Origin of the sequence: Pseudoalteromonas sp. ASV78 (assembly GCF_047806705.1) — a bacterium.
Taxonomy (GTDB): Bacteria; Pseudomonadota; Gammaproteobacteria; order Enterobacterales; family Alteromonadaceae; genus Pseudoalteromonas; species Pseudoalteromonas prydzensis_A.
Genome location: NZ_JBLOPA010000001.1, coordinates 1,186,218 through 1,210,698, shown reverse-complemented (window position 1 = coordinate 1,210,698; position 24,481 = coordinate 1,186,218). Strand labels below are relative to the sequence as shown.

Here is a 24,481-nt window from a genome sequence, read left to right as displayed (position 1 = left end):
GGATTTTTTTATGGTAATGCAAACCACATTGAATAGCGTTTGCTAGTTACCTGTCAGCAATGGTTTGCGCAAAGGCTAATAATTCGCGGCGTAACCATTGATGAGGGCTGGCATGGTGAAGTAGCGGGCTCCAGAGCATTTTTACTTCAATAGGCACAATTTGAAATGGCACGGGGCTTATTACTAACTCAGTGTGCTTTGTAAGTAACATAGCTTGGCGCCGTGGCAGGGTGGCTATTAGCTGCGGCGATTGGCAGAGCAAGCTGGCGACCATATAGTGGCGAGTAAACACCCGAATATGACGGGTTTGTTCAAGTTGCCACAATGCTTCATCTACCCAACCGAGCTTTTGGCTGCCCGATTTATTGGTCACTGCCGCTTCTGCTCCCCAACCAGCACGATTAACCCAAATATGCTCACTCGCTAAATACTGCGCTAAATCAGGTTGTTTTAAATAAGGGTTTGCAGGGTGCATTAAACAACAGTAATTGTCACGCCACACACTGGCTTGGTGAAACGAGCGGGGCAAGCCATTAAAGCGATTGATAGCTAAATCTATAGTGCCTTTTTCCATATCTTGTAGGCTCACATCGCTTGGGCTGAGTACATCAAAATTAAGTCCTGGGTGTTTGTTAAGTTGCGCGGTGATAAAAGGGGCGACTAAGGTTGATTCTAAGTAATCGTTGGCCATTATACGAAAGGTCATTTGCGCAGTGCTAGGGTCGAAAATATCACTGGGTTGAGTGATCGCTTCGGCCATCTTTAATAAAGCCTCAATTTCAGGCTTTAAACTCAGTGCTTTTGCGGTTGGAGTCATAGAGCCTGCGGCGCGTACCAACAAAGGATCATCAAATAAATCACGTAAACGCTTCAGGGCATTACTCATCGCAGGTTGAGTGAGAGCCAGTTTATTCGCCGCTTTAGAGACATTTTGCTCATCTATGAGTACATTTAAGTACACCAGCAGGTTGAGATCGACATTACGTATATTCATTTGATCAATCTTATTCATTCGCTGTATTAATTACCTAAATTAAAGCCTGCTTGCTAAGGTGTGTAAACCTATAATGATAAATAGTCGCCATAAGTGATAAAAATATGCCTGAATTAGAGCCGCAAACCCCCTTATTAATTGAGCAAGAAAACGCGCTACAACAAGTGATTGCGACTAAGTTAGCCCGTGCGGTATTTGCAGGTTTTGAAGCCATGTTTGCAGAGTTTTTAAATATCACGCTGGGGGCGCAAAGTCGTTTTGAGCAACAGCAATGGCAAGCTGTGCAGTCGGCAATGCGCGAGCGATTACAAGTCTACGAACGGCAAGTTAAAAATGTCAGTGAAGCCGTGCGGATCATTGCTTTTCAAGAACTGCACGAGCCACTACTTTGGCAACGGGCAAAACACATTTATGGGCAAATGGTTGCTGAGCATGAAAACCAGCCGATTGCGCATACTTTTTTTAATTCGACCTTTGGCTCGATTTGGGACGATAAAAAAATTCGCACTGTGCATTTGTTTGTACTAAAAGCCAAATATCGCGCCAAGCCACGACCATTTGATAAGTTAGTGAGCCGTATTTCCTTACAAGCTGGCTTTACCCACGCAGTGCAGCAACTTATTTACCGCCAAGCTTTTCGGGTTAAATTTACCGATTTAGCTAAAGACATTGATAATTTACAAGCTACGCTCAGACTAGGCGCAAAGCAGCAGTGCCGCCAAGTGTATGAATTAATGAACTTGAACGACGGCTATATTGAATACGCTAATTCACTGTTTTTTAGAAATAAAGCCTGTTATGTGATTGGCCGCTGCATTGCTAAAAATGGCGATAATATGCCCTTTGCAATCGCCATTTTAAATACAGATGACGGCTTAAAGCTTGATGCAGTAATGATGGGAGCCGATCAACTGAGTTTATTATTTGGCTTTGCGCGCACTTACTTTATGGTCGATACCGATCAACCTGCGCGTTATGTTGATTACTTATCAGTACTGATGCCTCACAAACAACGCTTTGAACTATTTAATGCCATTGGCTTTATTAAACATGCCAAAACAGAGTTTTATCGCTACAAGGTAGACACCACAAAAAATAGCCCAATTGAGGATAAGTATATTACCGCCCCAGGTACGCCAGGCATGGTGATGCTGGTATTTACCACCCCAGGCTCTGACTATGTGTATAAGGTGATAAAAGATAAGTTTAATGCACCAAAAACAGCCACCAAAGCACAAGTTATGGCGAAGTATGATTTTGTAAAGCAAGCCGACAGAGTGGGGCGCTTGGTCGATACCCATGAGTTTCGTTATTTAGCGTTTGATTTAAGTCGTTTTAGTGATCAGCTACTTGCGCAAATGCACGGTAATATTTCCAGTAGTATGTCGATTGCAGACAAAGCATTGGTACTTAAACATGTGTATGTTGAGCGTAAAATGACCCCGCTTAATTTATATATTAATCAGTGTGATGATAACCAATTGAAGAAGGTAATGCATGATTATGGCCAAGCAATTAAAGACTTAGCGGGGGCGAATATTTTCCCTGGTGACATGCTGATGAAAAATTTTGGCGTTACCCGTTGGGGGCGCGTGGTATTTTATGATTATGATGAGATTTGCCCACTCACACAGTGTAATTTTCGGCAATTACCCAGCAGTGAAAATAGCTTTGATGAACTCAGTAATGAAAGCTATTTTGATGTTGCCGAGAATGACGTGTTTCCTAGTCAATTTAAGGTATTTTTTAGTGCTGATCAGCGTGCATTCAGCTATTTTAGTGAGCAGCATAACGACTTATTTAGCCCTGAATTTTGGCAGCAATGCCAAACGCAAATTAATGCCGGCTACGTGTATGATGTTTACCCTTACAAACAGAGTTGGCGATTTGGATAAATTAGCCACAAGTCTGATAGGTGTTTTTTACAGCAACAGGTACAATTTATAAACAATATAAAAAAACATCAAAGGACATACCATGAAAACACTGATTTTAACGGGGTTATTAGTTGCCTCTCCTCTGGTTTTGGCTAACCCGCTACTCGGCAGTTGGGAATTTGTAGAAGGAAAATACGCGGTAGAGCAGGGCTATGTAACCGCTAAAGCACCTGAGCTTACGTCAATTAAGTTAATTACCGCCACCCACTTTAACTACATTACGCAAAAAAACGGTGCATTCCATTATGCTGGCGGCGGCAAGTATACCCTGAAAAACCAACAGTTTGTTGAAACATTTGCGTATGGCAATATCCCCTCGTTACTGGGTAAAAGCATGGCTTTTGATTACAAAATTGAGGGTAATTTATGGCATCATTCTTTAACCGAAAATGGTAAGTTAGTGGAAGCCGAAGTATGGCGTAAAATCGATTAAATTTAGCCAACCTAGCTAGGAGCCACAATGCAATTTATATCTCATCACGATCAGCAACTAAGCTTAAGCGAAACAGACAAACCATCATTGCAGCCTCATGAGGTATTAGTAAAAGTGGCGGCAATAGGGGTCAACCGAGCCGATTGCATGCAGCGCCAAGGTAAGTACCCCGCGCCAAAAGGCGATAGCCCCATTTTAGGACTTGAGTGCGCAGGTACTGTGGTAGAGCTTGGTGCTGAGGTAGATAGCAACTGGCTTAATCAAGCAGTGTTTACTTTATGCGCCGGCGGTGCATACAGCGAATATGTGGCTGTGGATGCAAGCCAACTGATGCCGTTACCCGAGAGTCTCACGATGGCGCAAGGTGCGGCAATCAGTGAAGTCTATTTAACCGCCTTTGGCGCACTGTTTCAGCTTGGTAATTTACAACAAGGGCAAACTGCACTTATTCATGCCGGTGCCAGTGGAGTAGGCGGCGCGGCTATTCAATTGGCAAAACGTGTTGGGGCAACGGTGGTGATCACCGCAGGCAGTGATGAAAAATGCCAGCATGCTAAAGAGTTGGGTGCCGATCACGCCATCAACTATAAAAGCAATGACTTTGTTGAATATATGCAACACCATCAGTTAACAGCCAACGTCATTGTTGATCCTGTCTCTGGGCGCTATTTAAATAAAAATGCTGAGATTGCCGCATTGGATTGCCAAATCATTATGTTAGCATTTTTAGATGGTCGCTTTGCAGAAGTAGACTTTGGCCGTTTATTGCAAAAGCGAATTTCCTTTCATGCTTCAACACTTCGTAACCGCAGCCAAGCATTTAAACGCCAACTTAGGGATCAGTTTGTTGCACAGTTTTATGATGATATTGCCAATCAACGCTTTGATTTTAATATTTATAAAACGCTACCATGGCAACAGGCTGCTCAAGCCCATGAAATATTAGAACGTAACGAAAATGCCGGAAAAGTGGTATTAGAAGTTCAGTAATTCAATTGTGCAGGTTTAAAACCAGCAATTTGCCCATATAACTGTGCGTAACTAAAAAGCGATTTAAGGCAAAAATATGAACCCAATTATAGCAACATTGCAAGAACATAACGTCAGCGACGAAAAAGTGCATGAGCTTTTTCAAGCATTTACCCAAAACCCAATGATGGCAATGGCGCTTGTGCAGCAGCTTGGTATTCCACCAGAGAAACTGCAAGCGTTAATGGGGTTGGTAATGACTCAGCCACAGTTAATTAAAGAAGCCGCAGCGTCTTTAGGTATTGCCGATGGTGAGCTTGAAAAAGCCAAACAGCAGTATAAAAATCAATAAGCGTTGATTTGTAAGCTGTCAGCTTTGGTTTGTAATAGAAGTAGAGCTGACAGGTGATTTCAGTAATTTATAGTATTAAACTGCTGAAACTATGCTTTAACCATATATAAGCAATTGGCTAAGGGGATTTGCTCTGGATAGTCAGTAAATGAGAAGCCAAATTTTTTATACGATTTGATAGCACTTTCATTATGGGCTAAGACAAACAAAGAGCAGCTTGTTAATTTTAACTCTCGTCGTCCTCGCTCACATAAATGAGACATTAGCTTTGCTGCGATCCCTTTACCGCGAAACTTAGGGTTTACTATTAAGCGCCCTAAATGGCATTTATCTAAACGTTGATAATATTGCCCAAATGCTAAAAATTCAGACTCATTTGATGTAAGTACACATGAACTAATTGAGTTCATTTTTAGATCTTCAGTAAACGAAGATAAATTAAATGGATACCTGAAATTTGGACCCGACCAATTTTGTAGCTCTTGTTCATCAGAAAACCAATTCATCATTTCTATTAAGTGATGCTCTTTGGCTTTAATCAATTTCATATTTATCAAGTACTCATTTAAATACATGGCAATAGTCTCATAAAGACGCTTAAGCTGATCTGTTGATAAGGTTTCCCGCCACTAACGTACCGTTTTAACTAACCAAAAAATGACTGCTTGTGCGTTTATTGAGCAGTATTATTGGCCAATATCAATTGCGTAAGCGGCCAGTAAATTATGCATTTTCTGCTGCTCTGACTCTGCAAATTCAATCCCAACATTTAAACGGTTGCCTTGCATTTGGTTATTACGAATATGAGCACTGATCACTACAGATTCATTGTCGATGGGGGATAGTAAGTGCACGAATACTTGGCGTTTTTTTAGGGCTAAAAATCCAGAGTTAACGTGCACGGTAAAACGACAGCCGGTGGCGGAAATATCAATGATGATCCCTTGCAGTAGGTTTTCGCTGTCATAATGTTGATCTTTGTTGATACTAATTTTTGCTGGGATGTGGGTTTGTAATCGGTTTACTTCTCGCAGTTGCCGGCTTTCAATTTGTTTAGGGTAAGCAAGGTAGATTAATTTTTCTGGTCGAAATGCAATGGCTAAAATTGTGGTTGAAAATGCCACACACTCACCCCGTTCACCTTCAACAATGTAACGTACTATCGCGCCATTACCTTCTTTTAACACATCGCTATATTGATTGTTTTTTGCTTGAGGAGGGTACTTTAAAATTAAGTATTTTCCTGCCTCATAGCCAATCAAGGTTAATTTAAACCTGACCGTTAATGGGTTGGTAAATTGAATATCAATTATTTTGCCAGGTAATAAATCTAAACAAAACTTGGTTTTGTTATTCTGGCTTGGTTTGGCTTGAGTAATTTCCATATATTTTGTAGTAATTATTATTTGTTTCCAAATAGTATCCTTTAAAATAGATTAAAAATCACTACGACAAACGAGTGGTATTAACTGTTTATTTTAAGTAGAACAAAGACATACTTTGTTACAAAGTTAACTGAACGGATTGGTGCAGAATTTGTCTATCGAACACTAGTAAATTGAATGGATCAACACAATGAAATACCTTTATAAAATATGGAAAAATAACCGCTCCCTAATCGTATTTATTTCGCTTATGTGTGTTTTTAGAAGCGCAGTAGCAGACTGGTATGAAGTGCCTACAGGGTCGATGAAACCGACAATTGTTGAAGGAGACCGTATTTTTACAGATAAAATGGCCTACGATTTACGAGTGCCATTTACGAAAATTTCATTGCTACAACTAGCCGAGCCGCAAGCGGGTGATATTATCGTATTTGATTCTGTTGCAGCGCAAAATCGCTTGATAAAACGGGTTATCGGTGTGCCAGGTGACAGCGTTGCTTTGGTAGATAATCAGTTAGTGATCAATGGTGAAAAATTAAATTATGATCCAGTGAGTGAAACCGCTATAAATCGCGTAGAGATAGAGAATCTTAATGGTATAAAGCACGCCGTTGAGTTGTCTAAACAGCGCTCTGCAATGCAAAATCTTGCACCTGTTATCATTCCTGAAAACATGTACCTAGCAATGGGCGATAACCGTGATAATAGCGCTGACTCTAGAGTAATAGGTTTAGTCCCCAGAGCTGAATTACTTGGTAGAGCAAAGCGGGTTATCGTGTCCCTTGATTACGATGATTATTATTTACCCCGTAAAGATCGGGTTTTAAAAGCACTTTAACTACAAAATTCATACAGGCATATTTACTCTAGTGGTTTAAAGTTTTCTATTGTCCATGCTTGATAACAGCACTGCAATAACGTGCTGTTATCAAAAAACAAGTGACACTGATAAGATTTTGTATTTAAAAGATTTTACTTTCAAGGACTTTAATTTTATCGAGTATTTGCTCCGCTTCAAAGGTTAGTTGCGAGTAGCTTCTTATATCGCCATTTCGCTGCGATTGCATCGCTTGCTCAAGCTTTGCGCTGTATTGTTTATTAAGTTGTTTTAACGGGTCTTTTTTAAAAAATGAAAACATTATTGTTCCTTGCCTTTTAAGAAGGTCCTATACCTTTGCAAGTAATACGTAAAATGAACAATAATCGATTAGTTATGAGTTGGATTAAGTAACTACCTTATAAAATCGGATGATAATTACAGCATAGCTGGGAATTAAATAGACTGTCTTGCAATCAATTTGATTCTTTATTTATCAATCAGGTAGTTATAAAAACCATTTATTAAGGGGTCGGGCAAGCTGGGTGTTCTGCAAGCACTTGAGTGACAATTTGCCCAAACAGAGCTTGTTGCTGTTGATCTAATTCAAGAGCCGAAGTATAGGGGATTGCATCGGCTAATTCACCGCTGATAATTTCATAAAAGGTCATTGCAGTCAGTATATTACCCGCATATGAGGCATGGTTTCCATCAGCATTATACAACTTAGCTGTTGGCATAACAGCTAATAAGCGGTTCCAAACCAAACCTACTGGCGCAATACAACTTGGTTCTTGTTGGCTAATCGATTGATGTAAATTATAGACACGCTCTGCTTCAGCAGGGTTACCACGTTGAGGATGCTCTGGGAATAAAATAGGCATGATATTGTTTGACTTCGCGGTTGCGATTAAACGCTGCGTTGCTTCTGTTGAATAGTTTGTAGTTCCGGATTGGGAGTATTTTTGTCCTTGAAATATAGCGTGACTCCAACTGCTTTGTTGCAATTGTGCTAAATTTCCAGAAACGGCGACAATCTCATCTAAAAACCGGCCACTTATTGTTACTGTTTCAATTGTACTGTTTGGCAGTTGACTAGTGACAAGTATTTTAAGTATTGAGCCTAATTGTGCACTGTGACTGTTACCATAAATAATCACCCGGTAATCTGCGCGAGCGCTATTATCAACTGGGTTGGTCGTTTCGGGTTGCGTTGCTTGCTTTGGCTTATCACTTGTAGTGCCAGAACCACAGGCTGCCAGGTTGAACAAAATTAACATCCACAATGTAAAAGCTAAGCATTTTGACAGCATGATTACTTCCGAATAAGTGTTTTAAAGTACATAGGGAGTTAGAGATAGCTGAGTGTATATGTAAATTCATAAGTTATCAATTTAGTAACAAAAATGCTACTTTGATAGGTTTAACTGGAGGCAGTTTTATTTGTTATCAATTACTCATCACATGGTATTAGACTAAAGTCTATAAGTTAATTTTATTCACCTATTAGGTTTATTTTTATCGTTTGTCGAGATTGCCCCAACGCACTAAAGTTTAATTGTCGGCAACAGATACGACGTAACCAAATAGGAATATAATCATGAAACGTACACTTATCAAAACCATTGCTCTTTGCTCATTATTTACTTGCTCAGCGGCTGTTATGGCTGATCAGAGTGATTACAAACTAGTGGTTATCGAGCAAGAGACTGCACCTTTGCAATTAGAAGAGTCATTTAATAGTTGCGCATTAAATGTGAAGTCAAAAAATTATGAGCAAGCTGAAGCTATTTGCACAAAAGCAATTGCCTTGTTAAAGCAAAGTGACGGGCCAAGAATGAAAGTGCGTGAGTTAACCTCATTTGCATTTAGTAATCGCGGTGTGTCTCGTATGATGGCAAACAATGATGCGGCTGGCCTTTCTGATTTTTATGAAGCAGCGCAAATAGCAGATAGTGTAATGGTTTCTCATAACCTAGCGCGGGCTAAAGAAAACCTTTCTTTATAGATAGTTGTTATAAAAGCAAAGTATTTTAGAAAACCCCATACTGGGCATATCAGTATGGGGTTTTTGTTTTTCATTATCCAGCCACTGGGGTATTGTCAGTGGAGATACCTTTAAGGCTTTTGATCAGCATATAAATACAGGTGGTGAATAAACAGCCGCCTAAATACAACATGATGCCGTGAGCTGAAGCAAATAGATTGGCAGCAAGCAACGGGCCAAAGACCGAGCCAAAGCTGTAACTCAGTAACATGATTTCCGTTGCTGAGACTATTTTTTCGATTGGCAACGCGTCACAGGCTAAGGTGATGGCAATGGGGTAGAGTGCAAAACTTGCAGTCCCTAAAATAAAATAACTCGCCATTAATACGTTGAAGTGCACAGCTTGCATAATACCAACTACGCCCATCGCGCCAAATAAACAAAACAGTGCCATTAATAAGCTTTTTGCCATTCGTGTAGATAAATAGCTCACTAGCGGTTGTACTAGCATGCCGCCTAAAATGATCACCGCCATTAATGTACCAGTGAAAGCGGCCTGTTCGCTCTGTGCGGCAATATATACCGGCATTAAACCGTAAATTGGCCCAAGTACTAATCCTGATACTAAGCAGCCTAAAATTGCTGGGCGACTGAGCTTTTTTAATTCCGTTAATTGCAGCTTTTGCGAGTGCTGACTTTGCGGTTGCCCTGATTTAATCAGTAGCGGTGCTAACATCGCTAAAAATAACAGAGCAATAACAAACAAATAGGGAAGTGCGCCACTGGTGCCAAGTGGATCGATAGCCAGTTGACCAACGGCGCTGCCACCGTAAAGGGATGTCATATACAAGCCTAACCGTTTTGCTCGGGCTTTGGCTGTGTCGGTCATTAGTAGCCAGGATTCAACCACCACAAATACGCCAGCGACGGCAATACCTGCCACAAAGCGGGCGAAAAGCCACACGCTGGCTTTAGGTAAAATCAGCTGCGCTGCAACACTGAAAATTAATAAACCTAGAAATGCCATAAAGGCATGGCGATGGCCTATTTTTGTAACAATACGCTCAATAAAAAAAGCACCAATTAACAAGCCTAGATAAAACACACTGGCCAGCCATGAGGCAAGCTCACTATCAAGCCCAAAGGCGCTCAATGATAAAGGAATTAGGCTCATTAAAAAGCCTGATGCGATAGCAAAAAAAGACAAACCAATAACAGGCGCAAGTGGGTTATTTGGTTTATGATCTGCTGTGAGCTCAACCATTAAAGTATCCGATGTAAAGGGCATAAATAATTGCGTTAGAGTGTTTTAATGGCTGGCAATTATTTTTGATTGGTTAATTTTGCGGCGAATTTAAGCCGATTTTGAACACAAGTAAAGTTATATTTGCATATTCAGCCAACATTTTATTTAGAGCGATCAGTTAAGTAAAACAATCGGTTATTTGCGTCATTTTGGTATAAATTATTTAGCAAGATTGTTTCAAATTTGTAGTTGTTTTATCAATCTAAATAATAACTTGGTATGCTATATTTGGGTTTTCTTTATCTAGTAAGGCAGTAAAATGAGTCAGCTGACAATCGCTTTAGTAGGGCTTGGGGATATAGCACAAAAAGCATATTTACCGATTGCCACGCAACATGCGCAGATCGATCCTATTTTTTGTACACGAAACCTCACAACATTAACGCAGTTGGCAAAGCAATATCGGGTAGAAAAATACTTTACAGATTACCAAGATGTACTTGCGTGTAAGCCCGATGGGGTGATGATCCACACTAATACTGAGTCTCACTTTACGTTTGCAAGGCAAGCGCTTGAGCAAAAAATTGCCACGTTTGTAGATAAGCCTTTAGCGTATAGTTTTAGTGAAGTTACACAGCTAGTTGAGTTAGCAACTAAACAGAATACACCATTATTTTTAGGTTTTAATCGCCGCTTTATACCAATTATGGCTGACATTGCAAAGCCACAGATACGCCATCTTAAATGGCAAAAAAACCGCTTGAATTTACCAGCACAGCCGCGCACATTTATTTTTGATGACTTCATCCATGTGGTTGATAGCTTATGTCACTTTGCAAATGTAGAACGTTTTGATCAACTTACTCAGTTACAGCTGTTTTCACAGCTGGATCCACAAGGACTCTTGGCAGCTATTCATGTTAGCTTTGAGTTTGAAGGGCGGTTATTTCAAGGTGCTATGGACAGGTTAAGTGGCTGCAATGAGGAAGTGGTTGAAATAACAGCTTTGAATGAAAAATGGCGGATTGAATCGTTAACTAATATGACTTACATGGTAAATGGAGTACAGCAGGCAAGTTTACAAAATGACTGGCAGTCAACACTATATAAACGGGGCTTTGCGTCTATGTTAGAGGCATGGTTAACGGCGGTTAAAGCTAAGCGGGTTGACTTAGTACAGCTTAAAAAAGATAGCTTAACCCATGAGCTGTGTGAGTGGCTGGTTGCACAAGTTTAAACCAAATCGCGGGCCATTTTATTGTTAAACGTTTGCAAGGGATGAACAATGAAAATGATAAAGTATGTGGGACTAGCACTGGTTATTTTACTTGCTATTGGGCTACTCATACCTGAAAAAATAGTGATCCCAGTCAAAGGTGCTACAGCAAATGATTGGCATCACAACACCTTTTGGTACGCCCCTTGGGGGAAATCAGGTGTGCATAAAGGCATCGATATTTTTGGCAAAAAACACACCCCGGTGGTGTCATCCGTCAGTGGTATTGTTGTTTACGCTGGTGAGCTAAAGCGTGGTGGTAATGTAGTGGCATTACTTGGGCCTAAGTGGCGACTGCATTACTTTGCCCACTTAGAAAGTTATTCGGTAAGTGCAGGAGACTATGTTGCAGTCAATGAGGTGATTGGTAGCTTAGGAGACACGGGGAATGCAGCCGGTAAACAACCTCATGTGCATTACGCTATTTTATCGCTGCTGCCATATCCATGGTTAATGACCACACAAAACCAAGGCTGGAAAAAAATGTTCTTTTTAAATCCTGATGAAAAACTACGTTAAAATAATTGCTGTTATTTTCACACTTATTCTGCGGATTAACTTAAAATACCGATAATTCACTCTTTTCATTTAGGAATTCAGCAGTAATGAATTCTATTCCAGTTAGTCTGTTTGGCAGGATGTTTGCTACTAAAGCCATGTTGGCGTTTGATCAGCATATGCTGATTATTCGCCAAGGCAACTCAACCATACAAATAAGTTGGAGTGAGTTGGAGGCACCGCCGTCGTTTGCTTACGGTTTGTTTGGGCAAACGATTTCTTTTATTACGGCGCAACAAAATTATACATTTTCGCTGCTGGCATATGGTGTTCACCGTAAATTTCAAGCTGAATTTGAACGGTATTGGCTGAACGCTAATGTCGCTAAGCTTGATACTTTTCTTAATAAAATAACAAAACTGGTCAAGCAGCGATATTTACGCCAGTCCTATGTTAGTCGTATTCAGCGGTTGGCGCAGCAAGAGCATGATCGTTGGTTACCGTGGATAAAAAACAGCCCCGCATTGACTCTAGTTGCTAACAAAATCAACGTATTAGAGCAATATGCAAACTGGGATGCTGCACTTACGCAGTATCTACAACAAAAATACGTGACTAAGCAACTTGACCTACACCACGCTTTTTTTGACAGTGTTGAAGCTAATCCATTAACACTAAGTCAAAGGCGTGCTTGTGTGATTGATGACGATAATAACTTGTTATTGGCGGGCGCTGGCACCGGTAAAACCAGTGTTATGATTGGCAGGGCTGGGTTTTTAGTGCAAAGCCAGCAGGCAAGTTACAGTGATATTTTATTGCTAGCCTATGGTCGCAAAGCTGCCGATGAAATGGATCAGCGGATCCAAAATAAGCTCGCCACCGATAAAATAAAAGCCGCGACGTTTCATAGTGTAGGACTGGCGATTATCTCACAAGTTGAACATGCTAAACCAAATATGAGTGTGTTTGCAGAAGACGAACAAGCGAAAGCAAAATGGGTGCAGCAGTGCTTTGAAGCACTGATTGAAACCAGTGCCGAGTATCGTCGTCTGGTTTTAGATTATTTTAGTAAATACTATTATGTTGAAAAAAACGAATTTGATTTTAAAAGCTTAGGTGATTACTACAGTTACTTAAATGATAACGACATCCGTAGTCTAAAAGGCGACAAGGTAAAAAGCTTTGGTGAGTTATATATTGCTAATTGGCTGTTTTATCACGGTATAGATTATCACTACGAAACGCCTTATAAAATTGCCGTAAAAACCATTGAACGCAGCCAATATAAGCCTGATTTTTACTTACCTGAGTACGATATTTACATTGAATATTACGGCATTGATGAAGCTGGCAATACGGCGCCTTACATTGATAAAGCGCAATACCATGGCGCAATTGACTGGAAAAATACCACTCATGCCAGTAATAACACTCACTGTATAGCTTTGACTTATGGGCAACATAAACAAGGCAAGCTGTTAAGTGAACTTCAACAAGCGCTTTTAAGTGCGAACATACAAACGCAGATATTGCCCGTAGAATCACTGCTCGAAAGCTTAAAAGAAACTGGCAGGATCACCGTATTAGCTGCGTTATTTAGTCAACTGCTTAGTTTATATAAGGCGGCTTATTTAACTGATGCCGATGAAGTTGATGTCATTAAACGCTCCCTTGATGCCAAGCAAACAACGCAAGCGTTGGCGCTATTAAAACCAATTATATCTAACTACAACGCTCACTTGCAGCAGCGCGGTGAAATAGACTTTGAAGACATGATCAGCAAAGCAATTAGCTATGTAGAGTCAGGGCAATTTGTATCGCCTTGGCGTTATATTATGGTTGATGAATTTCAGGATATATCACATGCACGAGCGCGATTAGTTAAAGCGCTACGTGATAGCCGCAAAGGTTGTTCAGTATTTGCTGTGGGCGATGATTGGCAAGCGATTTACCGATTTAGCGGCGCAGATATAAAGTTAACCACTGAGTTTACCAAGCACTTTGGTTTTACCAGCCAAGCGCAGTTGGATGTTACTTTTCGTTTTAATAATAAAATTGGTGAAGTTGCCTCAGCATTTATTAGTAAAAATCCCGCGCAGCTTAATAAAACCATCACGTCTTTGGCTCAAGTAGCTCAGCCTGCGATATCAATATTAAGACGCGGCAATAAAGCGCCGACTACTTTAAATCATTATCACAGCGAGCTACCTGAGCTTGCCAATGGCGCGATAGATGATGTGCTTAATGCAATTTGCGGCACAGTGTGTAAACCAACCTCGGTCTATTTTTTAGCCCGCTTTTGGTTTCAACTACCTACTAATGCAGATATTAAAGCCATGCAAGTGAAGTATCCGCTGTTAAACATTCAGTCGCAGACTTTTCATGCAGCGAAAGGTAAAGAAGCCGATCATGTAGTGATCATCGGCTTACAAAAAGGTAAACATGGTTTCCCCTGTGAAAAAGTAACGCCCGCAATTATTGATGCTTTATTACCAGCGCCAGAAAACTTCGCTTACGCAGAAGAACGGCGGTTATTTTACGTTGCCCTAACGCGGGCAAAACAGCGCGCCTACATCATTGCTGATATGGCCAATAGTAGTTGTTTTGTCTCGGAGTTAATTGCTGAACATGACATCGAACTGGATGAATTTACCAGTGATGTTGATCAATTACATATCGCAGATATAAACTGTATGCGCTGTGATACTGGGGTTTTAAAAAAGCAAACGGGGCGTTTTGGGCCATTCTACGGCTGTTCGTTATTTCCGCGTTGCGAGCATAAAGAAAACCCCTGTCAGCAGTGCCAAAGCCCAATGACCCGCAGCCGCTATACAGGGTTTAAACTATGCGTTAATCAGTCGTGCAATCACATGCAGCCTATTTGTGATAAATGCGGCGCTGAGATGGTGTTACGGCAAAGTGCTAAAGGGTCGTTTTGGGGGTGTAAAAACTATCAAGGTAATGATCCACTGAGCTGTAAAAATGGCAAAGACAATAAAGCAATTCAATGGCCAGAGCTGGTTTAAGCGGGCTCGTTGTATGAGCCCCTTAAAATGATTATTAAGTAATTTATTGCATTGCTACTGCCAGTTGATGATACAAACCAATCCCTATAGTGACGTTAAATGCGAAGGTAATACCAAGTGAGCTAAGCATGGCTAAGCCTATATCCGCTTTTGGGATCGCAGCTTTAATAGCCGCAGGAGCTGCTATGTATGAGGCGCTGGCCACTAAGCTTGCTAACACAACCACAGATCCTAGCTCGAGCTTTAATGCTGTGCCGACAGTGACGCCAATCACGCCTAACAACAGCGGTGTGACTAATGCAAACAGCGCAACTCGCCAATGGTGCCAAGGAATAGGGCGCAGTGTTTTGGCTGCGGTTAATCCCATCTCCAGTAAAAATAATGCCAACACCACTTTAAAACTGCTAGTAAGAAGGGTGGTGACTTGGCTACCCTGTTGCGTGCCGTAAAGCATGCCGATAATAACGCCACCGACTAAAAGAATGATGCTTTTATTGGTAAGCGTCTCATGCCAGAGTGTTTTTAATGAAAGCGTGCGTGTAGTGTTGTTTTCTTTATTAAGACGTCTGTAAAGTAATAACCCTACAATGATTGCCGGTAATTCTAGCATCACCAAATAAAGTGTGACCTCTGCACCAACGATGAGCTGATACGATTCTGCATAAGCAAGCGCAACGGCAAAAGTCCCTGCGCTGACTGAGCCGTAGTGCGCTGCAATACTTGCGCTATTAGCGACAGAGAGTCTCACTAGGTATTTTAAAACAGGGTAGAGCATTAACGGAATAAACGCGCCCAACAACATTACAGTGCCCATTTCTGGTAGCAACTGCCAGCTTAAATTACCGTGTAAAACCATGCCGCCTTTTAAACCAATTGTTAGCATCAACAACAAACTGAGCGTTTCGTAGGTCGCTTGCGGTATTTTTAAATCAGATCGCAATATCCCAGCAACTAAGCCTAAAACAAAAAACATCACAACAATATCTGGCACACTTTTCCCCTTTGTATTTGAAGTGGCGCTATTGTAATGAAAATTTTGTATAGTAAATAATAAAATGATTGGTGGTTATATATAGGTTATTATCTATGGGTTGTTATTTCTAAGTTGCTTATTAACTTTGCTTTAAGGGGCAGGCATGGACTTAAGACACATATCATTTCGACTCCTTGAAGTATTTATGAGTGTGGTAAAAACTGGCTCAATCAGTGAGACTGCAAGAGCGCTGCATTTAACTCAGCCTACGGTATCGCTGCAAATTAAGCGCTTACAAGAGGCGGTTGGCGAACCTTTAATTTTGATGCAACAGCAAAAGTTAACGGTTACTGAAGCTGGGCTGGAATTATTTAAAACCGGCCAGCAAGTGTTTGGTCAATTTGATGATTACAAAGATTTTTTAGCCGAGCTTAGAGGGGGTGAACGCGGTCGTTGCAAAATCGCCATGGTCAATACGGCGCAATATATTTTGCCGAAATTACTTGGGCCATATAGTAATTTGCACCCACATGTTGAGCTGCCCCTAGAAATAGGTAACAGGGCTGAGGTATTAGCACGGTTTGAACGCGGTGAGGACGATATTTATGTATTTAGTCACCCGCCATCCCTTGAGCATGCAAAAGCAGCACGATTTTTACAAAACCCACTTGAATTTATTGTGCCTAGTGAGCATCCACTTGCAGCAGCAACTGATATTACATTGGCTGAGCTGACACGCTATCGGTTTTTATTAAGAGAGCCCGGCTCAGCGACGCGAATGTTGTTTGAAAGTGAGTTACAGGGGCGGGGCTTAGTGTTAAGTGACAGCGTACAAATGGCCAGTAATGAGGCGATTCGGGTTGCGGTGTCATCAGCAATGGGCGTAGCAGTGCTTTCGCGCCATGTTCTACCAAAAGGCGATGAGGGTTTCAAAGTACTCAATGTCAGCGATACGCAACTTGCCAGTCATTGGTATTTTGTTATTCGCACCGACCGACATCTATCCCATGCTGCGCGCAGTTTTTTACAATTTGCAGAGCACAACTTAGAACGTTATTTAGATGCTCGCTGGGTTTGCAACGAGCTCTGCGGGCTTGAGCTAAACTGAGTCACTATTGTTATTTGCTCACAGGTTATTTAACCGTGGGCGTTGAGTCGCGTAAAATTAAATTTGGCTGAAATATGTGGTTAATGGTAATGCCGCTGTGCTTATAAATATCTTTAAGCACTAAATTAGCAGCCATTTTGCCCATCTCTGGTACTGGGTTATTGATAGTTGTAAGCGTTGGGTACAAGTAATTAGTAAAAATGACGTTATCGTAGCCCATAATGGCAAGATCGCTAGGCAGGTTAAAGCCGTGCTCTCGGGCATATTTCATGGCTCCCGAGGCCATTTCGTCATTGGCACACACCAGTGCTGTAAAGGGGACTTTGCTCTCTATAAAGTACTTCAAACCATCATTGCCACCCGTTTCTTTAAAATCGCCAATGTAAAATAAGTTTTCATTAAACTCGATAGCAAATTCACTAAGGGCTTGTTTATGGCCTTTTAGTCGATCAGATGCATCTATTTTAAATTGTGGGCCTGCGATATAGGCAATATTTTTATGACCTCGGGTGATCATGGTTTTAGTCGCTAAGTAACCGCCCATTACGTTATCTAAACTAATGCAGTTGTCTTTAATTTCTTCAACATAGCGGCTCATTAAGTAAATCGGTGTTTTACCTTTACTCAGTTCAATTAAGTACTCGTTTGAGACGGCTTCAACATGGGCAATGATGGCATCGCAATTACGACTGATCAAAAATTCAAAGCCGCTTTTTTCCTTGCTTTCATCACTGTGTCCTGGGGTTATAATGACGTGCTTGCCTGCTGCCCGCAGTTGCTCTTCAATCGCTGACATCATTTGCCCGAAAAATGGGCCATCTAACTCAGAGACTAAAATACCAACACTGCTGGTTCTGCTTGAAGCGAGTGAACGCGCGATAGAGCTTGGTTGATAGCCAAGCTGTTGCATTGCTTCCATTACTTTCTTTTTAGTTTTTTTACTCACATAGTCATTATTGTTCAGAACTCTGGACACAGTCGACAGGGAGACACCTGCAAGCTCTGATACCTGATAAATTGTAGCCATTGCTTTCCTAACGTTAATGCTCTGTTTTATATGATATTTTATAAATCAGTATTGAGTGTTAAGGTAATTTACACATTACTGCGCCTAATTGCCAAGTCTTCTGTAATTTTTTGTGTCATTAGTGAAGTAAGTGGGTATATTAGCATCAAAATAGCCCCTAAGAAGGCAAATGCAGCCGGTATCCAGCTCATTAATAGTTGCATGCCGGGCAGCGACTGCGCAATGCTGGTTTCATCCATGCCGTTATAACCGTAACCTGCTAACACAACCAGCACGAGCGCGCCTGCAAAACCTCCTCCAGTTTTTTGTACAAAGGTGCCAGCAGAATAAATTAAGCCAGTGGCACGGCGTTTGTTTTTCCACTCAGAGTAGTCGGCTGCATCACCCAGCATACTAAAGAACAAGGTTGGCATCATCGCGGCAAAAAACTCAGCAGCGCAACCGAAGGTAAATATCGCGACAATATTGCCACTTGGCACCCAATAGAATGCGGTAGTTAATAAACCACTTAATATGAGTGAGAGGATAAATAAATTACGTTTACCCATCAACTCGGCTAATTTACCGGTGGCGAGCGCACCAAAAATAGAGACAATTAATAATGCGACAAAATATTGCCCAGCCATAAGTTCATTTGCGACCTGATATTTAAAATAATAGGCTATCACACCATATTTAATGCCGTTAAACATCATAGTTAAAAAACCAATACCGAGCAGAATAAGCCAAGGTTTGTTGGTTAATAAGTCAACCATATCTTGCTGCGTGCCTGTTAAATTGGACTGCTCTTTGTTGAGTAATTTTTTGATTACGAAAGTCATGGCCGCCATAACTAAAGCGAAAAATAAGCCACTGTAAATATCACGATAGTAAAAGAATAAAGTGGTTGCGAGCAGCGGTAAAATAATAAACGGCAGGTTCTTTGTTAGATCTTTTAGCTCTGACTTTAAACACCTGCCGTTTGCTGCATGGGGAATAACACGCTCTTTTGTCGAGACAAAAGTGATCACCATCAATGCAATTAATAGCGCTGCAAATAAATACATGGTTAATTGGTAGCCTTTGGCATTGTCGCCCCCCCCAAAGTAAGCCACTAGTTCGGGTAAAAATCCCATTACCAGTAATCCGCCTGTAAAGGCTCCTGCAAATCGAAAGCTTGATAGTTTAGTCCGCTCTGTATCATCAGGACTCATAACGCCCATTAAGGCAGAGTAAGGCACATTACTAACTGTATAGGCTAGAGTTAAACCAATATAAGTAACGTAGGCGTAAATTAATTTATTGGTTTCATTAAAGTTAGGAGTGGTAAAACACAACACCATAAATAAGCCTAAGAAGGGGGCCGACCAAAGTATCCATGGCCTAAATTTACCGAAGCGGGTGTGAGTTCTATCAGCAATCATGCCCATAATAATATCGGTAACGCCATCAGATAGACGCACCACTAAAAATAACATGGCAGCTGCCGCCGCTGATATACCAAAGGTATCGGTATAAAATACCGCAAGGTAGGCGAGGGCACCACGCCAAACTAAATTGGCACCGGCATCGCCCATGGCGTAGCCGATTTTTTCATATAAAGGTATTTTATTCACTGTGTGTTTCTTATCGTTGTTTTAAGTGACTAGCCGATTTTATTTTTAATCATCGGCTAGCATAAATTACCGGCTTGTGATCAAGTTACTGTATGCGAGGCCACTGGCTTTAACTGTACGTTGTTGGGTGTGATAATCAACGTATACAATACCAAAACGCTTTAAATAGCCCTCAGCCCATTCAAAGTTGTCCATTAAGCTCCAAGCAAAATAGCCATCAACGCGCACACCTTGTAAAGTTGCATTGTGCAGCGCAGTTAAATGTTGTTGATAGTAGCTAATACGGTCTAAATCGTTTACTTCGCCATTATCGAGCGTATCCTTCATTGCAGCACCATTTTCCGTAATATAAACAGGCGGTAGAGTATACTTTTCGTTTAATGAGACTAACAACTCGGTTAGTGCTTGTGGGTATATTTCCCAGCCAATATCTGTCAGCGGCCCTTGATGTGGACGTTCGTCGTAAAAGTCATCATCACTTGCTTGATAATGCAGACGAGTATAAAAATTAACGCCAAGGTAGTCTAAAGGTTGTGCGATGATCTCCATGTCACCGGGGTGAATATCTGGGCGCTGTTCAATTGGTAATTGTGCAATAATATCAGGGTATTTACCTTCCATTACAGGGCGCATATACCATTGATTTATGTAGTCATCCGCAAATGCAGTGGCTTTTAAGTCAGCTTCACTTTGGCTCACTGGGTAGCAAGGCGTAAAATTCAGCACAATACCGTTTAAAGCGTTAGGGCTGTTTTTAGCAAGTACTTGCATTGCTAGACCATGGCCCAGTAATAAGTGATGCGCAGCTTTTCGGCCAAACTCTCGACCAACTTTACCTGGTGCATGAACACCAATTTCGTAACCTAAGTAGGAGCTACAAAATGGTTCGTTTAGTGTTGCATACGAATAAACACGTTCAGCAAAGGCTTTGCTTACCAAATCTACATATTTTGCATATGCAAAGGCGGTATTACGATTAAGCCAGCCACCTTTATCTTCTAAATGCTGTGGTAAATCCCAGTGATAAAGGGTTACAAAAGCTTTGATGTCGCGGCGTGCCAACTCATCTAAAATATCTGTATAAAACTTAACCCCAACAGGGTTTAGACTGCCATCAGCTTTGATCACGCGCGGCCAAGATATTGATAAACGATAAGCATCAACACCCAAAGAGTCAATTAACTCAATATCGTTTGCCCAGTTGTTATAGTGATCACAAGCAACTAAACCGTTTGAATTATCGGCAATCTTACCTGGTGTGGCACAAAATTTATCCCAAATACACGGAAGACGGCTATCTGCACCACCTTCAATTTGAAATGATGCTGTAGCAACACCAAAAGTAAACTCTTTGCTAAGTAGCGGTGAGTTAGCGGGTAAAGATAATTGTTTCATTAATTGAAAACCTCTGCTTGCTTATACAGTTTGTAGATACGTTTTTATAGTAAAAATGCAATATATGTGAAAGCGCTTCCATAATTAATTTGATTAATGCTCTAGTATGGTATTCAACGTTGTTTCGGGAAGCGCTTCCATATTTAGGTTAGTGACTATTTCTTAGCAGGTCAATAGTTAAATTTAGATAACAATAAATACTTGTTTATTGGTCATAGCAAAAGCGGCACGCTGATTTAGCGGCAACGGTACTATTCCCCAGCCAACGCTGTTAAACCAATCACTGATAAATGCTAGGTATATAAAAATGATCAAACACTTACCCCCAACAACGTTAGCTGTGTTTACCAAGCATTATGCAAAGGGCTGTTTTCATCGTTTTATGGCTGCTTCAGATCAGTAGGGCAATATTGTTGTAAAAACGTTTTATGGGATGGCAGTGCTGCCACCCGTTGCGTGATCTGCTGTTTAATGCTACTTAGAAAACGGGTTAACTCTGCATCACTCATTAAACTGGCAATTAAATGATGTTGCTCAGGTTTAATGCCTTGACCAAGCATTACTTGCACCCATGAGTCGACTCGAAAGATATCGCCATCATCTAAGAATACCCGTCCTGTGTGTTTAAATAAGCTAATTTTATGCGCTAGGGTGTCGGGTATCTCCATGCTATTACAGTGGCGCCAAAATTCACTGTCGGTGCGATCAGTCACTTTGTAATGCAACACGATAAAGTCGCGAATATTTTCGATTTCACTTTTTAGCTGCTTGTTATATTCACTGACTGCTTGCTCGGTAATGCCATTGAACGGAAATAGCCGCATAAAGCGAATAATTCCCGACATGATCAGGTGAATACTGGTGGATTCGAGCGGCTCAACAAAGCCACTGGCAAGCCCTAAGGCAAGGCAGTTTTTATTCCAACCTTTACGCCGGCGACCGGTTTTAAACTTGATGATTTTTGGTTCAGTTAAAGTGTCACCTTGAATGTTTGCAAGCAATAACTGCTTTGCTTGATCATCCGCTAAATAACGGCTGCAATAAACTAAACCATTACCAACACGCTGTTGTAGCGGTATTTGCCATTGCCAGCCTGCATCGTGGGCTATGGCGCGGGTGTAGGGTTTTATATCCTCATCAACGGCGGTTGTTTGCACTGCAATGGCGCTGTCGCAGGGCAGAAAATGAGACCAATCTTCATAACCGGTATGCAGTGCTTGTTCAATTAGTAAGCCACGAAAGCCCGTGCAATCAATAAAAAAATCACCCGCTATTGTGCTGTTATCGCTAAGGGTTAAGCTGTTAATAAAGCCTGAACTAGGGCATTTATTTACATGAGTAATTTTACCTTCGCGGCGAGTAACCCCCAATTGTTGTGTAAATTCACGTAAAAATAATGCATAACGACTCGCATCCATGTGAAATGCATAGTTAATCGGGTTTTGTTGACTAAAGGCAAACTTATTTTGCTTGGCCGCTTGCAGTTCATAGCAGTATTGACCAAATTCAGACTCTAACCCTAACGATAAACTGTGTAGCCAAAAATGATGAAATTCACCAGCCCAACACTCTTTACCGGTCATACCGAATGAGTGAATGTATTGTGTATTTGTTTGCCCCCAGTTCTCAAAGCTAATGCCTAATTTGAAACTCGCTTGAGTGGCTTGCATAAATTCTTGTTCATTAATACCGAGCAATTTATGAAAGGTGCGAATGGGCGGAATTGTCGCTTCACCAACGCCAACCGTGGCTATTTCGTCAGATTCAATTAAGGTGACATTAATATTTTTACCGACTAATTTACTCAGTGCAGCCGCGGCCATCCAACCGGCAGTGCCGCCGCCAGCTATTACTACGTTTTGAATAGTGTTATTGTGCTTCATAGCAGGGCCTTTTCGTTAGTTGTTTGCTCAATCAGTTGCTTTAATAATGCGCGATTTGTTGGCAGGGCGTGTAAATATTGCGCTATTTTTTCACGGTTTTGCTGATAAAAGTAGTGACCCGTTTCAGGGTTATTAAACGCATTATTGGCTTTATTATTTTCGGTATTAAACCCCATGCCATACAGTACATATTGGTAACTTGCTGAAGGAAATATTTCTTCATTTTCAATAAAGTCAAAGCGACTGGGTGGTTGATATTGCCAAAGTTCCATAAGTTCTGCTAAACGGGGTGGGGTACTTGCTGCGGTTTTTATATCCTGCCAATATTGGCTGTCATCACGCTTACTTAAGATATAGTGTAACTTTAAAAAGTCGATCACTCGTTGCCAGCGATAACTAAAGCGTTGATTGAACCGAGTCGCTAATAAGGCCATATGCTTACGGTCTTGCGGCATTTGTTCGCTTAACATCGTTAGCGATAACTCTACCATCGCAAGCGCTGATGCTTCCAACGGCTCTATAAATCCTTGCGACATGCCAACAGCAAGACAGTTTTTTATCCAAAATTGTTTTCTGTAGCCGGGGGTAAAACTCAGTTTTCGGGTTTGTAGTTGCTCGGCAAGTTCTGCGCCTACCGATTGTGCAGCATAGCGTTTTAAGGTATTAATTGCAGTTTGCTCGTCACAGTATTTATCGCAGTAGGTATAACCAATACCGCGGCGGCTAGGTAAGCCTATATCCCAGATCCAACCATGTGACTGCGCCGTTGATAACGTTGCACTAGCAATCTCTTGTTGTTCATTTGCATACGGAAGGTGTGCGGCAATAGCAGTATTATTAAACAGGGTATGCTGTTGATTGATAAACGCTGCATTATAATGCTCAGCAATTAAGCGAGCGCGTGCACCAGAGCAATCAATAAATAAGTCACCCGTTATTTCACCATGCAGTTTAGTTGTTAATGAGCGAATATAGCCGTCACTGTCATTATTTACAGCCACTACATCATCGACAATATGGCTTACGCCCAGCTGGTTTTGGCAATGGTTTTTTAAAAAGCTTGCAAATTTACCAGCATCTAAGTGATAACCGTAATTAGTCACCGCTGCATATTCTGGTGTGGTGACTTGTTTTGGAGCAAGACCTGCTTGGCAAACAAAGCTTTGCATATTTAAGGCGTCAGCGTATTTTTGTGTTGCAGCATGTTGTTGCCAATAAGCATGCAGGTTGGTTGCTAAATAGCCGTGTGGCGTCATAAAAGGGTGATAGTAGTTTTCACCCGGATTTAAATTGCGCCAGTTTATAAACTTAGAGCCTTGCTTGAATGACGCATCACAATGCTTTAAAAAATCGACTTCTTTAATACCGATGCGCTTTAGCGTATTTCGCATTGATGGCCAAGTGCCTTCGCCGACACCCGAAATAGCAATAGTGGCAGATTCAATCAGGGTGATATGTTTATCAGGATGCTCAGCGCCAAGCAACCCTGCACTTAGCCAGCCTGCAGCACCACCGCCTAGTACCACAATGTGTTGGATGTTGTTATTCATTGTGTGCTCTTCTATGTCTAATTTGAACGA

The 24,481-nt window shown here is 41.2% G+C and carries 23 protein-coding genes; 10 read left to right on the top strand and 13 right to left on the bottom strand.

Translation table 11 applies throughout. From position 1 onward, the window contains the following. Positions 1 to 46 precede the first annotated feature (46 nt). On the bottom strand, positions 47 to 994 hold the full coding sequence (locus ACMVDV_RS05500) for a LysR family transcriptional regulator (RefSeq protein WP_304185643.1): 948 nt from the start codon (positions 992 to 994) through the stop codon (positions 47 to 49). A gap of 104 nt (positions 995 to 1,098) precedes the next feature. Here ACMVDV_RS05500 and aceK point away from each other — a divergent pair, with 104 nt between their 5' ends. From aceK to ACMVDV_RS05480, 4 genes are all read left to right on the top strand, one after another. Further along, positions 1,099 to 2,889 carry a bifunctional isocitrate dehydrogenase kinase/phosphatase gene (aceK, locus tag ACMVDV_RS05495; protein WP_416157464.1) on the top strand — a complete coding sequence of 597 codons (1,791 nt, stop codon included), beginning with the start codon at positions 1,099 to 1,101 and terminating at the stop codon, positions 2,887 to 2,889. Positions 2,890 to 2,971: 82 nt separating this feature from the next. Next, positions 2,972 to 3,364 carry a hypothetical protein gene (locus ACMVDV_RS05490; RefSeq protein WP_304185546.1) on the top strand — a complete coding sequence of 131 codons (393 nt, stop codon included), beginning with the start codon at positions 2,972 to 2,974 and terminating at the stop codon, positions 3,362 to 3,364. A 27-nt stretch (positions 3,365 to 3,391) separates the two neighbouring features. Then, entirely contained in the window at positions 3,392 to 4,354 is a 963-nt protein-coding gene (locus tag ACMVDV_RS05485) for a zinc-binding dehydrogenase (RefSeq protein WP_416157463.1), read from the top strand. A 76-nt stretch (positions 4,355 to 4,430) separates the two neighbouring features. Next, on the top strand, positions 4,431 to 4,685 hold the full coding sequence (locus ACMVDV_RS05480) for a DUF2999 family protein (protein ID WP_304185542.1): 255 nt from the start codon (positions 4,431 to 4,433) through the stop codon (positions 4,683 to 4,685). 89 nt (positions 4,686 to 4,774) lie between these two features. Here the strand turns inward: ACMVDV_RS05480 and ACMVDV_RS05475 are convergent, their stop codons facing one another. After that, positions 4,775 to 5,233: a GNAT family N-acetyltransferase gene (locus tag ACMVDV_RS05475; protein ID WP_416157462.1), complete on the bottom strand. Its 459-nt coding sequence runs from the start codon at positions 5,231 to 5,233 to the stop codon at positions 4,775 to 4,777. 138 nt (positions 5,234 to 5,371) lie between these two features. Further along, complete coding sequence (locus ACMVDV_RS05470; RefSeq protein WP_304185540.1) at positions 5,372 to 6,070, bottom strand: flagellar brake protein; 699 nt, start codon at positions 6,068 to 6,070, stop codon at positions 5,372 to 5,374. 190 nt (positions 6,071 to 6,260) lie between these two features. On the opposite strand from ACMVDV_RS05470, the gene lepB reads away from it, so the two are divergent. Beyond that, positions 6,261 to 6,908 carry a signal peptidase I gene (gene lepB / locus ACMVDV_RS05465; protein WP_416157461.1) on the top strand — a complete coding sequence of 216 codons (648 nt, stop codon included), beginning with the start codon at positions 6,261 to 6,263 and terminating at the stop codon, positions 6,906 to 6,908. A 124-nt stretch (positions 6,909 to 7,032) separates the two neighbouring features. On the opposite strand, the gene ACMVDV_RS05460 is transcribed toward lepB, so the two are convergent. Further along, positions 7,033 to 7,209 (bottom strand): DUF6435 family protein, encoded by a 177-nt coding sequence (locus ACMVDV_RS05460; RefSeq protein WP_416157460.1) that lies wholly within the window; start codon positions 7,207 to 7,209, stop codon positions 7,033 to 7,035. 202 nt (positions 7,210 to 7,411) lie between these two features. Continuing rightward, complete coding sequence (locus ACMVDV_RS05455) at positions 7,412 to 8,200, bottom strand: hypothetical protein (RefSeq protein ID WP_416157459.1); 789 nt, start codon at positions 8,198 to 8,200, stop codon at positions 7,412 to 7,414. Positions 8,201 to 8,487: 287 nt separating this feature from the next. Here ACMVDV_RS05455 and ACMVDV_RS05450 point away from each other — a divergent pair, with 287 nt between their 5' ends. Beyond that, the gene (locus tag ACMVDV_RS05450; RefSeq protein WP_304185534.1) at positions 8,488 to 8,895 is read left to right on the top strand and encodes a hypothetical protein; all 408 of its coding nucleotides are present in this window, start codon (positions 8,488 to 8,490) and stop codon (positions 8,893 to 8,895) included. A 73-nt stretch (positions 8,896 to 8,968) separates the two neighbouring features. Here ACMVDV_RS05450 and ACMVDV_RS05445 read toward each other — a convergent pair whose 3' ends face one another. Next, positions 8,969 to 10,138: an MFS transporter gene (locus ACMVDV_RS05445; RefSeq protein ID WP_416157458.1), complete on the bottom strand. Its 1,170-nt coding sequence runs from the start codon at positions 10,136 to 10,138 to the stop codon at positions 8,969 to 8,971. 301 nt (positions 10,139 to 10,439) lie between these two features. Between ACMVDV_RS05445 and ACMVDV_RS05440 the strand changes: the two genes are divergently transcribed. The 3 genes from ACMVDV_RS05440 to ACMVDV_RS05430 all read left to right on the top strand — a co-directional run bounded on the left by ACMVDV_RS05440 (position 10,440) and on the right by ACMVDV_RS05430 (position 14,920). Continuing rightward, on the top strand, positions 10,440 to 11,357 hold the full coding sequence (locus tag ACMVDV_RS05440) for a Gfo/Idh/MocA family protein (RefSeq protein ID WP_416157457.1): 918 nt from the start codon (positions 10,440 to 10,442) through the stop codon (positions 11,355 to 11,357). Between the two features lie 48 nt (positions 11,358 to 11,405). Then, positions 11,406 to 11,915: a M23 family metallopeptidase gene (locus tag ACMVDV_RS05435; RefSeq protein WP_416157456.1), complete on the top strand. Its 510-nt coding sequence runs from the start codon at positions 11,406 to 11,408 to the stop codon at positions 11,913 to 11,915. 86 nt (positions 11,916 to 12,001) lie between these two features. Next, positions 12,002 to 14,920, top strand: coding sequence for a UvrD-helicase domain-containing protein (locus ACMVDV_RS05430; RefSeq protein ID WP_416157455.1), 2,919 nt, complete (start codon positions 12,002 to 12,004; stop codon positions 14,918 to 14,920). Positions 14,921 to 14,963: 43 nt separating this feature from the next. Here the strand turns inward: ACMVDV_RS05430 and ACMVDV_RS05425 are convergent, their stop codons facing one another. Further along, positions 14,964 to 15,911, bottom strand: a complete 948-nt coding sequence (locus ACMVDV_RS05425) for a sodium-dependent bicarbonate transport family permease (protein WP_416157454.1) — start codon at positions 15,909 to 15,911, stop codon at positions 14,964 to 14,966. A 145-nt stretch (positions 15,912 to 16,056) separates the two neighbouring features. Between ACMVDV_RS05425 and ACMVDV_RS05420 the strand changes: the two genes are divergently transcribed. Further along, a complete protein-coding gene (locus ACMVDV_RS05420) occupies positions 16,057 to 17,001 on the top strand; it encodes a LysR family transcriptional regulator (protein ID WP_416157453.1) in 945 nt (314 codons plus the stop codon). A gap of 25 nt (positions 17,002 to 17,026) precedes the next feature. Here the strand turns inward: ACMVDV_RS05420 and ACMVDV_RS05415 are convergent, their stop codons facing one another. The 6 genes from ACMVDV_RS05415 to ACMVDV_RS05390 form a co-directional block, all read right to left on the bottom strand. Then, entirely contained in the window at positions 17,027 to 18,028 is a 1,002-nt protein-coding gene (locus ACMVDV_RS05415) for a LacI family DNA-binding transcriptional regulator (RefSeq protein ID WP_416157452.1), read from the bottom strand. A gap of 68 nt (positions 18,029 to 18,096) precedes the next feature. After that, positions 18,097 to 19,623: an MFS transporter gene (locus ACMVDV_RS05410; protein ID WP_416157451.1), complete on the bottom strand. Its 1,527-nt coding sequence runs from the start codon at positions 19,621 to 19,623 to the stop codon at positions 18,097 to 18,099. 66 nt (positions 19,624 to 19,689) lie between these two features. Further along, on the bottom strand, positions 19,690 to 21,018 hold the full coding sequence (locus tag ACMVDV_RS05405; protein ID WP_416157450.1) for a GH1 family beta-glucosidase: 1,329 nt from the start codon (positions 21,016 to 21,018) through the stop codon (positions 19,690 to 19,692). Positions 21,019 to 21,201: 183 nt separating this feature from the next. Further along, complete coding sequence (locus ACMVDV_RS05400; RefSeq protein ID WP_416157449.1) at positions 21,202 to 21,333, bottom strand: hypothetical protein; 132 nt, start codon at positions 21,331 to 21,333, stop codon at positions 21,202 to 21,204. Between the two features lie 65 nt (positions 21,334 to 21,398). Continuing rightward, positions 21,399 to 22,901 (bottom strand): tryptophan halogenase family protein, encoded by a 1,503-nt coding sequence (locus ACMVDV_RS05395; RefSeq protein WP_416157448.1) that lies wholly within the window; start codon positions 22,899 to 22,901, stop codon positions 21,399 to 21,401. Next, positions 22,898 to 24,451: a tryptophan halogenase family protein gene (locus ACMVDV_RS05390; protein ID WP_416157447.1), complete on the bottom strand. Its 1,554-nt coding sequence runs from the start codon at positions 24,449 to 24,451 to the stop codon at positions 22,898 to 22,900. The genes ACMVDV_RS05395 and ACMVDV_RS05390 overlap by 4 nt, the downstream gene beginning before the upstream one ends. Between the last annotated feature and the right edge of the window lie 30 nt (positions 24,452 to 24,481).